The sequence below is a fragment of the Enterobacter sp. N18-03635 genome, assembly GCF_004006055.1.
Classification (GTDB): Bacteria; Pseudomonadota; Gammaproteobacteria; order Enterobacterales; family Enterobacteriaceae; genus Enterobacter; species Enterobacter vonholyi.
Window position 1 is genome coordinate 4,200,271 of sequence record NZ_CP034769.1, and the last position, 14,401, is coordinate 4,214,671.

The following is a 14,401-nucleotide window of genomic DNA, read 5'->3' on the forward strand; positions in this document are numbered from 1 at the left end:
TTCAGAATGCTCAAGTTCGACTCCATACTTGCCGATAGCCAACCACAGACTCTCATTCAATGTAAAGGTGCTACTGACTACACCTGTAAGAAGATAAGTAAGATGGGGAAAGCATGAGCACCATTTTGATTGTTCTCGCTGCTATGCTGGCCGGTGCGTTGGTTGCAGGGTGGTTGTACAGGCGCCGCGTACAGCGCCGTTATCGCCTGCCCTTTTTAAATGCATTTGCGGGTGCAAGCACGCGTAAACTTACGCAAGACGAGCGCGATGCGGTTGAAAACTATCTCGAAATCCTGAACCGTACTCAGTTAACTCCTGGGCCAACGGGAGCCACCGCTGCGCCCGTCGCGCTAAATCTTAATGCACAAAGTGATACCGTTCTCTGCGTGACGCGCTCCATCACGCGCTATGGCATCACTACTGATGACCCTAACAAATGGCGCTATTACCTTGATTCCGTCGAAGTGCATCTGCCCCCGTCCTGGGAGCAATACATTAACGACGAAAACAGCGTTGAGCTGATTCACACCGACTCGTTGCCCCTGGTTATCTCGCTTAACGGCCATACGCTGAATGAATATCTTCAGGAAGCCCCGCGTTTTGCGCTGGAACGCGCCAGTTCAACGCAGGCCTCCATTCGTGGCGAAGAGACTGAGCAGATTGAACTGCTGAATATTCGCCAGGAAACCCATGAAGAGTACGCTCTGAGCCGCCCGGACGGCATCCGCGAAGCCATTCTGATCGTTGCTGCCTTCCTGCTCTTTTTTATCTGCCTCCTCACGCCGGATGTGTTTGTCCCCTGGCTGGCTGGCGGTGCGGTTCTGCTGCTGGCGGGCGGGCTTTGGGGGCTCTTTGCCCCACCGGCCAAAACCTCGTTGCGCGAAATCCACTGCCTGCGCGGAACGCCAAAGCGCTGGGGCCTCTTCGGTGAAAACGATCAGGAACATCTCAACAATATCTCGCTCGGTATTATCGACCTGATCTACCCGCGCCACTGGCAACCGTGGATCGCGCAGGACCTGGGGCAGAAAACCGATATTGATATCTACCTTGACCGCCACGTTGTGCGTCAGGGGCGCTTCTTATCCCTGCATGATGAAGTGAAAAATTTTCCGCTTCAGCACTGGCTTCGCAGCGCGGTTATTGCCGGCGGCGCCACGCTGGTCTTAGTCATGCTGCTGCTTTTCGTGCCGCTGGATATGCCCATTAAATTCACCCTGTCGTGGATCAAAGGGGCGCAAACCATTGAAGCGACCAGCGTCAACAAACTGGATGAAGCCGGTGTGCGCGTGGGGGACACGCTGCGCCTGAAGGGAACCGGGATGTGTAATATTCACACCCCGGGGGCGTGGAACACGCGCCAGAACTCACCGTTTATGCCGTTCGATTGCTCACAAATTATCTGGAACGACGCACCGCCGCTGCCGCTGCCGGAATCCGAAGTCGTGAATAAAGCCACGGCTCTTACCCAGACGGTTAACCGCCAGCTGCACCCGAAACCGGACGATGATTCACGCGTCAGCCCCGCGCTGCGCTCGGCCATTCAAAAATCAGGCATGGTTCTGCTGGATGATTTTGGTGACATCGTTCTGAAAACGCAGGATCTTTGTTCCTCTCAGGATGAGTGCATACGTCTTAAAAATGCCCTGGTAAACCTCGGGAACAGTAAAGACTGGGACTCGCTGGTGAAACGCGCCGAAGCGGGACGACTGGATGGCGTCAACGTGCTGCTGCGGCCGGTTAGCGCTGAATCTCTGGATAACCTGGTCGCTACCTCGACGTCACCGTTCATGATGCGCGAGACCACCCGTGCGGCTCAGGCGCTGAACAGCCCGGCACCGGGCGGCTATGTAATTGCAAGCGATGAGGGCAGCGACCTGGTCGATCAGCCTTATCCGCAGGTGGCGCTTTATGATTATCCGGCGCAGGAGCAGTGGAGCCAATTCCAGCGCCTGGCGCAGATGCTGATGCAAACGCCGTTCAGCGCAGAAGGGATTGTCACGAGTATTCATACCGACGCCAATGGCACTCGCCATATCGGCCTGCACCGGATGCCGGATAGCGCTGGGCTGTGGCGCTACATCGGCACCTCGCTGCTGATGACCGCGATGCTGATCGCCATTTTCTGGAACGGTTTTATGGCCCTGCGCCGCTACCAGCGCTCGCGCACGCGGCTTGCCGACATCCAGCAATATTACGAAAACTGCCTCAATCCTAAGCTGATCCCCTCGTCTGAGAGCCTGATCTGATAACGTCGTTGCGCGACAAGATGTGCTACCCTGTCGCGCACGTTTCATCTGGCTGGAGTTCCCCTAATGCATCTTGATATCGCCTGGCAGGAGGTTGATACCGTTCTGCTGGATATGGACGGCACGCTGCTCGATCTCGCCTTTGATAACTATTTCTGGCAAACGCTGGTTCCAGAAACCTATGGCGAACAGCAGGGGATCTCCCCGGCAGAAGCGCAGGCATTCATTCGTTCACAATATAGCGCCGTGCAACATACGCTAAACTGGTACTGTCTTGACTACTGGAGCGAGCGCCTCGGTCTGGATATTTGTGCCATGACTACCGCCCAGGGCCCGCGCGCCGTTCTGCGCGAAGATACATTGCCCTTTCTGGATGCGCTGAAAGCAAGCGGCAAGCGTCGTATCTTGCTGACCAACGCGCATCCACATAATCTGGCGGTGAAGCTGGAACATACGGGTCTGGCGTCGCACCTTGATTTATTACTTTCCACCCACACATTTGGTTATCCGAAAGAGGATCAGCGGTTGTGGCATGCGGTGAAGGAAGAGACGGGTTTGCAGCCGGAACGTACGTTGTTCATTGATGACAGCGAGCCCATTCTGGATTCTGCCGCAAGGTTTGGCATTCGCTACTGTCTGGGCGTCACCAATCCTGACTCTGGCCTGGCTGAAAAAAGCTATCTGCGCCACCCGGGACTGAACGACTATCGCCAGATGATCCCCTCACTGACCGTGAAGGAGACGCCATGAAAGAAAAACCCTCAGACGGGGTAAGACTGGATAAATGGCTGTGGGCAGCGCGTTTTTATAAAACGCGCGCCCTTGCCCGCGAGATGGTTGACGGTGGAAAAGTGCATTACAACGGCCAGCGCAGCAAACCGAGCAAGATGGTTGAGCTGAATGCCACCTTAACGCTGCGTCAGGGCAACGATGAACGTACGGTGGTGGTTAAAGCCATTACCGAACAACGTCGACCCGCAGCGGAAGCCGTAATGCTTTATGAAGAGACGGCGGAGAGCATTGAAAAGCGCGAGAAGACCGCGCTGGCGCGCAAAATGAACGCGCTGACGATGCCTCACCCGGACCGGCGGCCGGACAAAAAAGAGCGCCGCGATCTGATGAAATTTAAACACGGTGAGACTGATTAACCTCACCCGCACGAGAGATGAAAATGGCCCAACACGACCAATTACACCGCTATCTGTTTGAACAATTCGCCGTGCGCGGCGAGCTGGTCACCGTATCCGAAACCTGGAAACAAATTCTGGAAAACCACAATTACCCGCTGCCGGTGAAGACCCTGTTGGGCGAACTGCTGGTTGCCACCAGCCTGCTTACCGCAACGCTGAAGTTTGCCGGGGATATCACCGTGCAGCTGCAGGGCGACGGCCCGATGACGCTGGCGGTCATCAACGGCAATAACCAGCAGCAGATGCGCGGCGTGGCGCGCGTTCAGGGCGACGTGCCTGAGAATGCTGACCTCAAAACGCTGGTAGGTAACGGCTACCTGGTGATCACCATCTCCCCAGAGGAAGGTGAGCGCTATCAGGGCGTGGTCGGTCTGGAAGGCGATACCCTGGCAGCCTGCCTGGAAGATTACTTCATGCGTTCTGAGCAGCTGCCGACGCGTCTGTTCATCCGCACCGGTGAAGTGGACGGCCAGCCTGCTGCGGGCGGTATGCTGCTGCAGGTTCTGCCTGCCCAGGACGCTCAGACCAATGATTTTGAGCACCTGGCGACGCTGACCGAAACCATCAAGGCGGAAGAGCTGTTCAACCTGTCGGCGACCGACGTGCTGTGGCGTCTGTACCACGAAGAAGAAGTGACCGTCTACGACCCGCAGTCTGTGGAGTTCAAGTGCACGTGCTCACGCGAGCGTTGCGCTGGCGCACTGAAAACCCTGCCGGATGAAGAGATCGACAGCATCATGGCGGAAGACGGCGAAATTGATATGCACTGTGACTACTGCGGTACGCACTACGTGTTCAATTCGATGGATATCGCTGAGATCCGCAACAACGCCTCCCCGGCGGATCCGCAGGTTCACTAAAGCTCTCTTACCCCTCACCCTCTCCCCAAAGGGGAGAGGGTGAGGGGTAAAAACGCCACCCAAGCTGAATCGTTTTCCCAATGTAACTCTTACGTAATTTTCTTACGTGTATGCGATTACATTCACATTCTTTCCGATAAAATCACCAGCCTTTAACCTTTTCGGAACATTTTCCCCACCCAAAAAGCGATTCCTGCGATAATCCGCCTGCGCCGTGACTGGAGTCGCAGCGTTTTCCGTTAGTAAGGGTTTTGTCCAGATGCGTGAATCTATGAGCCCCGTCGCGGTAAACAACCTCAGAAAAACCCTACAATTTCAGGCAGTACATATTGGCTAAGGAGCAGTGATATGCGTGTTACTGGTTTAACCCCGCAAGATCTCAAGGCTTATGGTATTCACGACGTCCAGGAAATCGTCTACAACCCCGACTACGATACGCTGTATCAGGAAGAGCTCAATCCAGCACTGGAAGGATACGAGCGTGGTGTGTTGACGAATCTTGGTGCTATCGCCGTCGATACCGGTATTTTTACCGGTCGTTCGCCGAAAGATAAGTATATCGTCCGAGACGAAACCACCCGCGATACGCTGTGGTGGGCTGACAAGGGCAAAGGGAAGAACGACAACAAACCGCTCTCCCCGGAAACCTGGCAGCACCTGAAAGGGCTCGTCACCCATCAACTTTCCGGCAAGCGTTTGTTTATTGTCGACGCTTTCTGCGGCGCTAACGCCGATACCCGTCTCTCCGTGCGTTTTATCACCGAAGTGGCCTGGCAGGCGCATTTCGTGAAAAATATGTTTATTCGTCCAACCGACGAAGAGCTGCAGGACTTCGCCCCTGATTTCATCGTTATGAACGGTGCGAAATGCACCAACCCACAGTGGAAAGAGCAGAGTCTGAACTCCGAAAACTTTGTGGCCTTCAACCTGACCGAGCGTATCCAGCTGATCGGCGGTACCTGGTACGGCGGCGAAATGAAGAAAGGGATGTTCTCGGTCATGAACTACCTGCTGCCGCTGCGCGGTATCGCCTCCATGCACTGCTCGGCTAACGTCGGTGAAAAAGGCGACGTGGCGGTATTCTTCGGCCTGTCCGGCACCGGGAAAACCACCCTGTCCACCGATCCAAAACGTCGCCTGATTGGCGATGACGAACACGGCTGGGATGACGATGGCGTATTCAACTTTGAAGGCGGTTGCTACGCGAAGACCATTCGCCTGTCTGAAGAGGCCGAGCCGGATATCTTCCACGCTATCCGTCGCGATGCGCTGCTGGAAAACGTCACCGTGCGTGCCGACGGCTCCATCGACTTCGACGATGCGTCGAAAACGGAAAACACCCGCGTCTCATACCCGATCTATCACATCGACAATATCGTGAAGCCGGTGTCAAAAGCGGGTCATGCCACGAAGGTCATTTTCCTTACGGCGGATGCGTTCGGCGTGCTGCCTCCGGTGTCGCGCCTGACGGCCAGCCAGACGCAGTACCACTTCCTCTCCGGCTTCACCGCCAAGCTGGCAGGTACCGAGCGCGGCGTGACGGAGCCAACCCCAACCTTCTCGGCCTGCTTCGGCGCGGCCTTCCTGTCGCTGCACCCGACACAGTACGCTGAAGTGCTGGTGAAACGCATGCAGGCATCCGGCGCGCAGGCATACCTGGTGAACACCGGCTGGAACGGTACCGGCAAACGTATCTCTATCAAAGATACCCGCGCGATTATCGACGCCATTCTGGATGGTTCTCTGGACGACGCCGAAACCTTCACGCTGCCGATGTTTGACCTGGCGATCCCAACGTCGCTGCCGGGTGTGGATACGCATATCCTCGACCCGCGCAACACGTACGGTTCTCCGGAGCAGTGGCGCGAGAAGGCAGAATCGCTGGCGAAGCTGTTTATCGAGAACTTCGAGAAGTATACCGATACCCCGGCGGGTGCTGCGCTGGTGAGTGCGGGTCCAAAACTGTAGTCCATGTCGGGTGGCGGCTTCGCCTTACCCGACCTACAAAAAAGGGTGGCTCGTGCCACCCTTTTTTCAACTCTCTTTCACCTGCCCCCGCGTCACCGGTACCGGCAGCCAGGCGCGAATGCTCAACCCACCCCGCTCGCTGGTGCCAATCTCCAGCAGTCCGTTGTGGTTATCAATAATACGCTGCACTATCGCCAGGCCTAAGCCCGTACCGCTGGTGCTGCGCGCGCTATCGCCGCGCACAAACGGCTGGAACAGATGCTTACGCTGCTCGGGCTTGATGCCCGGACCGTCGTCTTCCACCTGGAACCAGGCGCGGTTGAGCTCAGACCCGCTGCTGACCTTAATCCAGCCGTTGCCGTAGCGCGCCGCGTTGACCACCATGTTGGCGACCGCACGTTTAATGGAGAGCGGGTGCATACGAACCTGAATTTCACCAGCCTGAAGGTCGGTATCAATCTCGCGCTCGTAGCCGCTTTCCGCCGCCACGACTTCGCCCAGCACCGCGTTCAGATCCGCCATCTCCATTGGCATCTCCTGCCCGGTGCGCAGGTAGTCGATGAACTGCTCAATGATGGCGTTACACTCTTCAATGTCCTTATTGATGGACTCGGCAAGGTAACCGTCCTCTTCTCCCATCATCTCCGTCGCCAGACGAATACGCGTTAGCGGCGTGCGCAGGTCGTGGCTGACGCCCGCCATCAGCAGCGTACGGTCATCCGCCAGCTGCTTCACGCCTGCCGCCATATGGTTAAAGGCACGCGTCACTGAACGGACTTCCGAGGCGCCATACTCGCGCAGCGGAGGAGGAATAATCCCTTTACCGACCTGCAGCGCAGCGTGCTCCAGGTCGACCAGCGGTCGGTTCTGTATACGGATAAATAGCCACGCGCCGCCTATCGCCAGCAGCATAATCGCCAGGGTATAGCGGAACAGCGGTGAGAAATCGCCCTGATGGATTTCGGTCAGCGGAACGCGAACCCAAATATTGGGTGACAGCCAGGTTTTCAGCCAGACGACGGGCGAGCTTTTGTTGACCTCAACGCGCACTTCCGTTGGACCGCCCAGCTGCTGTGCCATCTGCTGGCTGAGGAATTCGTAGTGCTGCGCCCAGCGCAGGCCAGCGTCTTCCGCCGCTTCGTTGGAATAGAGCGAAATGCCCAGTTCACGGTAGATTTCACGGCGAAACGCCGGGGGAACGACGAGCTGCGTGCCGTCCTCCAGCTGCAGCTTATCGGTCATCAGCATACGGACTTCGTAGGCCAGGACCTTATTAAACTGCTGGAGGCTAGGCAGAATCGCAAAGTTCAACACCACCAGGTAGGTCGTCACCAGGCTGACGAACAGCAGGGTGACGATCAGTAACAGGGTGCGGGCAAACGAGCTTCGCGGCGAGAAGCGCATTCGCCTCATGCTTTAGAGCCGTCCGGGACGAACACGTAGCCCAGACCCCATACGGTCTGAATATAACGAGGATGCGCCGGATCTTCTTCCACCATGCGGCGTAGACGGGAGATCTGCACGTCGATAGAGCGTTCCATTGCGGAGTATTCGCGACCTCGCGCCAGGTTCATCAGCTTGTCACGGGAAAGCGGTTCACGCGGGTGGCTGACCAGCGCTTTCAGTACCGCAAACTCGCCGCTGGTGAGCGGCATTGGCTCGTCTTCACGGAACATTTCGCGCGTGCCGAGGTTCAGCTTGAACTTGCCGAAGGCAATAACGGCTTCTTCCTGCGACGGCGCGCCCGGCAGCTCGTTCGCCTGACGGCGCAGCACGGCGCGAATACGTGCCAGCAGTTCACGCGGGTTAAACGGTTTTGGAATGTAGTCGTCCGCGCCGATTTCGAGGCCAACGATACGGTCAACTTCCTCGCCCTTCGCCGTCACCATGATAATCGGCATCGGGTTGCTCTGGCTGCGCAGACGGCGGCAAATAGAAAGCCCGTCTTCGCCAGGCAGCATCAGGTCGAGAACCATCAGGTGGAAAGATTCACGGGTCAGCAGACGGTCCATCTGCTCAGCGTTCGCGACGCTACGAACCTGGAAGCCCTGCTCGGTCAGATAACGTTCCAGCAGCGCACGCAGGCGCATGTCGTCATCCACGACCAGAATTTTGTAGTTCTCTTGCATTGTGTGTACTCCCAAAGGTTCGGATAGTCTTTGTAACAGCGTATTCTAAAAAAGTGCACGTATTCGACCAGTTAATTCTGGTATAAATTCTAGTCGAAATTGTTACAAAGCATATTTAACAGCAGCTTATCTGCTCATTTCATCACATAAATCATTATTAATCCTGTCTGTTACACTGTGTGGTACGTATTGTGCGCAAGACAGTTAACCGGCAGGCAGCAAAGGCTTTACCATGAAAACGCCCCTGATCACCCGCGAAGGGTACGAAAAGCTCAAAAAAGAGATGGATTACCTCTGGCGCGAAGAGCGTCCTGAAGTAACCAAAAAGGTGACCTGGGCGGCAAGCCTGGGCGATCGCAGCGAAAACGCTGACTACCAGTACAACAAAAAGCGGCTACGCGAAATTGACCGCCGGGTTCGCTATCTGACGAAGTGCCTCGAGAATCTTAAAATTGTCGATTACTCTCCGCAGCAGGAGGGCAAAGTGTTCTTCGGCGCGTGGGTGGAGATTGAAAACGACGATGGTGACACCCTGCGTTTTCGCATTGTCGGCTACGATGAAATTTTTGGTCGTAAGGATTACATCTCCATCGACTCCCCGATGGCCCGTGCGCTGCTGAAAAAGGAAGTGGGCGATCTGGCCATCGTTCAGACTCCAGCTGGTGAAGCCAGCTGGTACGTCAATGAGATCGTCTACGTAAAATAGTCCGAGAGCGCCCTCCCCGGCTGGCATTTTGCCGTGTCAGCCCGTATAACTATCCCCTGATTTTTTCGACTCAACAGATGATAAAGCCATGATGAATGATTCGCTCTGCCGCATTATTGCGGGTGATATTCAGGCCAGAGCCGAACAGGTAGAAGCTGCCGTTCGCCTGCTTGATGAAGGGAACACCGTGCCGTTTATTGCACGCTATCGTAAGGAAGTCACCGGCGGTCTGGATGACACGCAGCTGCGTAACCTGGAGACCCGTCTCGGTTATCTGCGCGAACTGGAAGAACGTCGTCAGGCGATCCTCAAATCCATCGGCGAACAGGGCAAACTGACCAGCGATCTGGAAAGCGCCATTAACGGCACCCTGAGCAAAACCGAATTAGAAGATCTCTATCTGCCGTACAAACCGAAGCGCCGCACGCGCGGGCAGATTGCGATTGAAGCGGGCCTTGAGCCGCTGGCCGACCTGCTGTGGAACGAGCCGTCGCACGATCCGGAAACCGAAGCGGCGAAATTTATCGACGCTGACAAAGGCGTGGCGGACACCAAGGCCGCCCTCGACGGCGCACGCTACATTCTGATGGAGCGCTTCGCCGAAGACGCCGCGCTGCTCGCTAAAGTGCGTGATTACCTGTGGAAGAATGCCCACATCGTCTCTACCGTCGTCGCGGGTAAAGAGGAAGAAGGCGCGAAATTCCGCGACTATTTCGATCACCACGAACCGATTTCTACTACCCCTTCCCACCGCGCGCTGGCAATGTTCCGCGGCCGCAACGAAGGCGTGCTCCAGCTCTCCCTGAACGCCGACCCGCAGTTTGACGAGCCGCCGAAAGAGAGCCACTGCGAGCAGATCATTATCGACCATCTCGGCCTGCGTCTGAACAACGCCCCGGCGGACAGCTGGCGTAAAGGCGTAGTAAGCTGGACCTGGCGCATCAAGGTGCTGATGCACCTCGAAACCGAGCTGATGGGCACCGTGCGCGAACGCGCCGAAGATGAAGCGATTAACGTCTTCGCCCGTAACCTGCACGACCTGCTGATGGCCGCCCCTGCCGGCCTGCGCGCGACCATGGGTCTCGACCCGGGTCTGCGTACCGGCGTGAAGGTCGCTGTGGTTGACGGCACCGGCAAGCTGGTGGCGACCGATACCATTTATCCGCACACCGGCCAGGCAGCGAAAGCGGCCGTCGTGGTGGCGGCGCTTTGCGAAAAATACAATGTCGAGCTGGTTGCCATCGGCAACGGTACGGCCTCTCGTGAAACCGAGCGTTTCTACCTCGACGTGCAGAAGCAGTTCCCGAAAGTGACGGCACAGAAAGTGATCGTCAGCGAGGCCGGGGCATCCGTCTATTCCGCGTCCGAGCTGGCGGCCCAGGAATTCCCGGACCTGGACGTTTCCCTGCGCGGGGCAGTTTCTATCGCTCGCCGCCTGCAGGATCCGCTGGCGGAGCTGGTGAAGATCGATCCGAAATCCATCGGCGTGGGCCAGTATCAGCATGACGTGAGCCAGACTCAGCTGGCGCGCAAGCTGGATGCGGTGGTGGAAGACTGCGTAAACGCCGTTGGCGTTGACCTGAATACCGCCTCCGTTCCCCTGCTGACCCGCGTGGCGGGCTTAACCCGCATGATGGCGCAGAACATCGTCGCCTGGCGTGATGAGAACGGTCAGTTCCAGAACCGTCAGCAGCTGCTGAAGGTGAGCCGTCTGGGTCCAAAAGCGTTTGAGCAGTGCGCGGGCTTCCTGCGCATCAACCACGGCGATAACCCGCTGGATGCCTCCACCGTTCACCCGGAAGCGTACCCTGTGGTGGAACGCATCCTGGCCGCCACCCAGCAGGCGCTGAAAGATCTCATGGGTGACAGCAGCGCCCTGCGCAACCTGAAAGCCGTTGATTTCACCGACGACAAATTTGGTGTGCCAACCGTCACCGACATTATTAAAGAGCTGGAAAAGCCGGGCCGCGATCCGCGTCCTGAGTTCAAAACGGCGGCCTTTGCTGACGGTATCGAGACCATGAACGACCTGCTGCCGGGCATGGTGCTGGAGGGCGCGGTGACCAACGTCACCAACTTTGGCGCGTTCGTGGATATCGGCGTGCATCAGGATGGTCTGGTGCATATCTCATCCCTTGCCGACAAGTTCGTTGAAGACCCGCACACCGTGGTCAAAGCGGGCGACATCGTGAAGGTCAAAGTGCTGGAAGTGGATCTGCAGCGCAAGCGTATCGCGCTGACCATGCGTCTGGACGAGCAGCCGGGCGACACCAACGCGCGCCGCGGCGGCAATGGCGGAGGCCGCGAACAGCAGCGTCCCGCCGCGAAAGCGGCAAAACCGCGCGGACGTGATGCTCAGCCTACAGGCAACAGCGCGATGATGGATGCGCTGGCGGCAGCGATGGGTAAAAAACGCTAAGGTTGTAAATGCCCCTCACCCTAACCCTCTCCCCAGAAGGGAGAGGGCCGGGATGAGGGGAATAATCATATCGAAATATATGAAACCGATTGCATAGCCATATTTAAACCACTAATTATCACCCCGTTAACAAATACTCCCCTTTTCGTTTTCCAGGCAATTCAGCAAATATTGAGCAAGGTCAAACAGGCCGTAAATTAATACCGCAAACAACATTCCGTCACGGTTTTAATATTGCTGATAAAAACTATTCTCATTATCATCCCATAGTAGATAATTTAACCTTTCGTGGAATCAGGCGTTATGCAATTCACTCCAGACAGTGCATGGAAGATTACCGGTTTTACCCGCGAAATTAGCCCAGCCTATCGGCAAAAGCTGCTGTCGCTGGGCATGCTGCCCGGCTCGTCATTTCAGGTCGTGCGCGTGGCGCCGCTGGGCGACCCGGTTCATATCGAAACCCGCCGCGTGAATCTGGTCCTGCGTAAGAAAGACCTCGCATTAATAGAAGTCGAAGCCTTATCCCGATAACAAGCCAGCGGTTTCAGTGAGTCTAAAAAAATGAAAAAGTTAACTATTGGCTTAATTGGCAATCCTAATTCCGGCAAGACCACGCTTTTTAACCAGCTGACCGGGGCACGCCAGCGCGTAGGCAACTGGGCGGGCGTGACGGTTGAGCGTAAAGAGGGCCAGTTCACGACGACAGACAACCAGGTGACGCTGGTTGACCTTCCCGGCACCTACTCCTTAACCACCATTTCGTCACAAACCTCGCTCGATGAGCAAATCGCCTGTCACTATATTCTTGGCGGCGACGCGGATCTGCTGATCAACGTGGTCGATGCCTCAAACCTCGAGCGTAACCTCTATCTGACGCTGCAGCTGCTGGAGCTGGGTATCCCCTGCATCGTGGCGCTCAACATGCTCGACATCGCAGAGAAACAAAAGCTGCGCATCGACGTCGATGCCCTCTCCGCGCGCCTGGGATGCCCGGTCGTTCCGCTGGTTTCGACGCGGGCTCGCGGTATTGATGCGCTGAAGCTGGCCATTGACCGTCACGCGGGAAATCGCGACGTTGAGCTGGTGCATTACGCCCAGCCTCTCCTGCGCGAAGCCAACGTGCTGGCGCAGGAGATGGACACCGGTATGCCAGCAAAACAGCGCCTGTGGCTTGGCCTGCAGATGCTGGAAGGGGATATCTACAGCCGCGCTTACGCCGGGCATGCGGCCGATAAGCTGGACGCGACGGTAGCCCGTCTTAGCGACGAGCTGGACGACCCGGCGCTGCATATCGCCGATGCGCGTTACCAGGCCATAGCCTCGATTTGCGACGTTGTCAGTAACGCCCTGACGGCAGAGCCCAGCCGCTTTACGGCGGCGGTGGATAAGGTCGTGCTTAACCGCTTCCTCGGTTTGCCCATCTTCCTGCTGGTCATGTACGTGATGTTCCTGCTCGCCATTAACATCGGCGGCGCACTCCAGCCTATTTTCGACGCCGGTTCCGTCGCGGTCTTCGTGCACGGCATTCAGTGGGTGGGATACACCCTTCACTTCCCGGAATGGTTAACCATCTTCCTCGCGCAGGGGATCGGCGGCGGTATCAACACCGTTCTGCCTCTGGTGCCGCAGATCGGCATGATGTATCTGTTCCTCTCGTTCCTGGAAGATTCCGGCTACATGGCGCGCGCCGCGTTCGTGATGGATCGTCTGATGCAGGCGCTGGGTCTGCCGGGTAAATCCTTCGTCCCGCTGATTGTCGGCTTCGGCTGTAACGTACCGTCGGTGATGGGCGCACGCACCCTGGATGCGCCGCGTGAACGTCTGATGACCATCATGATGGCGCCGTTTATGTCCTGCGGTGCCCGTCTGGCCATCTTTGCGGTCTTTGCCGCAGCCTTCTTTGGTCAGCAGGGCGCGCTGGCGGTCTTCTCGCTGTATGTGCTGGGCATCGTGATGGCGATCCTCACCGGTCTGATGCTGAAGCACACCATCATGCGCGGTGAAGCGTCACCGTTTGTAATGGAGCTGCCGGTGTATCACGTGCCGCATCTGAAAAGCCTGGCGATCCAGACCTGGCAGCGCCTGAAGGGCTTTGTGCTGCGCGCCGGTAAGGTGATTGTCATCGTCAGCATTTTCCTGAGCGCGCTGAACAGCTTCACCCTCAGCGGACAGGCGGCAGATAACATTAACGACTCTGCCCTCGCCTCCGTCAGCCGCGTCATCACGCCGGTCTTTAAACCGATTGGCGTGCATGAGGATAACTGGCAGGCAACCGTCGGGCTGTTCACCGGCGCGATGGCGAAAGAGGTGGTTGTCGGCACCCTGAACACGCTTTACACCGCAGAGAACATTCAGGAACAGGAATTTAATCCGGCAGAGTTTCATCTCGGTCATGAACTGCTGGGTGCCGTAGAGGAGACCTGGCAGAGCCTGAAAGACACCTTCAGCCTGAGCGTGCTGGCGAACCCTATTGAGGCCAGCAAAGGCGACGGCGAAATGGCGACGGGAGCCATGGGCGTGATGGGCGAGAAATTTGGCAGCGCGTCCGCGGCCTACAGCTACCTCATCTTTGTCCTGCTCTACATTCCGTGCATCTCCGTGATGGGGGCGATTGCCCGCGAGTCCAGCCGCGGCTGGATGGGCTTCTCCATCCTGTGGGGGTTAAACATTGCGTACTCGCTTTCGACGCTCTTTTATCAAACCGTTAATTTCAGCCAGCATCCGCGCTACAGCCTGGTCTGCATTCTCGCGGTTGTGCTGTTTAACGTGATAGTGCTCGGTTTGCTGCGGCGTGCGCGCAGCCGCGTCGACATCGACCTGCTGGCAAACCGTAAAACCGCCGCGACCTGCTGCAGCAGCCCGGCGGGCGACTGTCACTAG

General features: G+C 57.0%; 11 protein-coding genes. 9 read left to right on the forward strand and 2 right to left on the reverse strand.

The features are described from left to right. Positions 1 to 113: 113 nt before the first annotated feature. From ELK40_RS20985 to pckA, 5 genes are all read left to right on the forward strand, one after another. Positions 114 to 2,249 carry an intracellular growth attenuator family protein gene (locus tag ELK40_RS20985; RefSeq protein WP_127732492.1) on the forward strand — a complete coding sequence of 712 codons (2,136 nt, stop codon included), beginning with the start codon at positions 114 to 116 and terminating at the stop codon, positions 2,247 to 2,249. A 66-nt stretch (positions 2,250 to 2,315) separates the two neighbouring features. After that, positions 2,316 to 2,999, forward strand: coding sequence for a GMP/IMP nucleotidase (yrfG, locus tag ELK40_RS20990; protein WP_127732494.1), 684 nt, complete (start codon positions 2,316 to 2,318; stop codon positions 2,997 to 2,999). Then, positions 2,996 to 3,397 carry a ribosome-associated heat shock protein Hsp15 gene (hslR, locus tag ELK40_RS20995; protein WP_115876852.1) on the forward strand — a complete coding sequence of 134 codons (402 nt, stop codon included), beginning with the start codon at positions 2,996 to 2,998 and terminating at the stop codon, positions 3,395 to 3,397. Before yrfG ends, hslR begins: the two co-directional genes overlap by 4 nt. Positions 3,398 to 3,414: 17 nt before the next feature. Further along, entirely contained in the window at positions 3,415 to 4,299 is an 885-nt protein-coding gene (gene hslO / locus ELK40_RS21000) for an Hsp33 family molecular chaperone HslO (RefSeq protein WP_161495995.1), read from the forward strand. A gap of 348 nt (positions 4,300 to 4,647) precedes the next feature. Continuing rightward, positions 4,648 to 6,267, forward strand: a complete 1,620-nt coding sequence (pckA, locus tag ELK40_RS21005; protein WP_127732496.1) for a phosphoenolpyruvate carboxykinase (ATP) — start codon at positions 4,648 to 4,650, stop codon at positions 6,265 to 6,267. 66 nt (positions 6,268 to 6,333) lie between these two features. On the opposite strand, the gene envZ is transcribed toward pckA, so the two are convergent. Then, positions 6,334 to 7,680: a two-component system sensor histidine kinase EnvZ gene (gene envZ, locus ELK40_RS21010; RefSeq protein WP_023309494.1), complete on the reverse strand. Its 1,347-nt coding sequence runs from the start codon at positions 7,678 to 7,680 to the stop codon at positions 6,334 to 6,336. Beyond that, complete coding sequence (gene ompR / locus ELK40_RS21015) at positions 7,677 to 8,396, reverse strand: two-component system response regulator OmpR (protein ID WP_001157751.1); 720 nt, start codon at positions 8,394 to 8,396, stop codon at positions 7,677 to 7,679. Before ompR ends, envZ begins: the two co-directional genes overlap by 4 nt. A gap of 232 nt (positions 8,397 to 8,628) precedes the next feature. On the opposite strand from ompR, the gene greB reads away from it, so the two are divergent. From greB to feoB, 4 genes are all read left to right on the forward strand, one after another. Next, complete coding sequence (greB, locus tag ELK40_RS21020) at positions 8,629 to 9,102, forward strand: transcription elongation factor GreB (RefSeq protein ID WP_111963763.1); 474 nt, start codon at positions 8,629 to 8,631, stop codon at positions 9,100 to 9,102. Between the two features lie 88 nt (positions 9,103 to 9,190). Beyond that, on the forward strand, positions 9,191 to 11,521 hold the full coding sequence (locus tag ELK40_RS21025) for a Tex family protein (protein WP_127732498.1): 2,331 nt from the start codon (positions 9,191 to 9,193) through the stop codon (positions 11,519 to 11,521). A 303-nt stretch (positions 11,522 to 11,824) separates the two neighbouring features. Beyond that, the gene (gene feoA, locus ELK40_RS21030) at positions 11,825 to 12,052 is read left to right on the forward strand and encodes a ferrous iron transporter A (RefSeq protein WP_008503050.1); all 228 of its coding nucleotides are present in this window, start codon (positions 11,825 to 11,827) and stop codon (positions 12,050 to 12,052) included. A 30-nt stretch (positions 12,053 to 12,082) separates the two neighbouring features. Beyond that, positions 12,083 to 14,401: a Fe(2+) transporter permease subunit FeoB gene (feoB, locus tag ELK40_RS21035; protein ID WP_127732501.1), complete on the forward strand. Its 2,319-nt coding sequence runs from the start codon at positions 12,083 to 12,085 to the stop codon at positions 14,399 to 14,401.

What these genes read in the sequence shown, in the direction of transcription:
- yrfG (WP_127732494.1), top strand. Translation starts at nt 2,316, where the DNA reads ATGCATCTTGATATCGCCTGGCAGGAGGTTGATACCGTTCTGCTGGAT.
- feoB (WP_127732501.1), top strand. Translation starts at nt 12,083, where the DNA reads ATGAAAAAGTTAACTATTGGCTTAATTGGCAATCCTAATTCCGGCAAG.
- hslO (WP_161495995.1), top strand. Translation starts at nt 3,415, where the DNA reads ATGAAAATGGCCCAACACGACCAATTACACCGCTATCTGTTTGAACAA.
- ompR (WP_001157751.1), bottom strand. Translation starts at nt 8,396, where the DNA reads ATGCAAGAGAACTACAAAATTCTGGTCGTGGATGACGACATGCGCCTG.
- pckA (WP_127732496.1), top strand. Translation starts at nt 4,648, where the DNA reads ATGCGTGTTACTGGTTTAACCCCGCAAGATCTCAAGGCTTATGGTATT.
- feoA (WP_008503050.1), top strand. Translation starts at nt 11,825, where the DNA reads ATGCAATTCACTCCAGACAGTGCATGGAAGATTACCGGTTTTACCCGC.
- greB (WP_111963763.1), top strand. Translation starts at nt 8,629, where the DNA reads ATGAAAACGCCCCTGATCACCCGCGAAGGGTACGAAAAGCTCAAAAAA.
- ELK40_RS20985 (WP_127732492.1), top strand. Translation starts at nt 114, where the DNA reads ATGAGCACCATTTTGATTGTTCTCGCTGCTATGCTGGCCGGTGCGTTG.
- hslR (WP_115876852.1), top strand. Translation starts at nt 2,996, where the DNA reads ATGAAAGAAAAACCCTCAGACGGGGTAAGACTGGATAAATGGCTGTGG.
- envZ (WP_023309494.1), bottom strand. Translation starts at nt 7,680, where the DNA reads ATGAGGCGAATGCGCTTCTCGCCGCGAAGCTCGTTTGCCCGCACCCTG.
- ELK40_RS21025 (WP_127732498.1), top strand. Translation starts at nt 9,191, where the DNA reads ATGATGAATGATTCGCTCTGCCGCATTATTGCGGGTGATATTCAGGCC.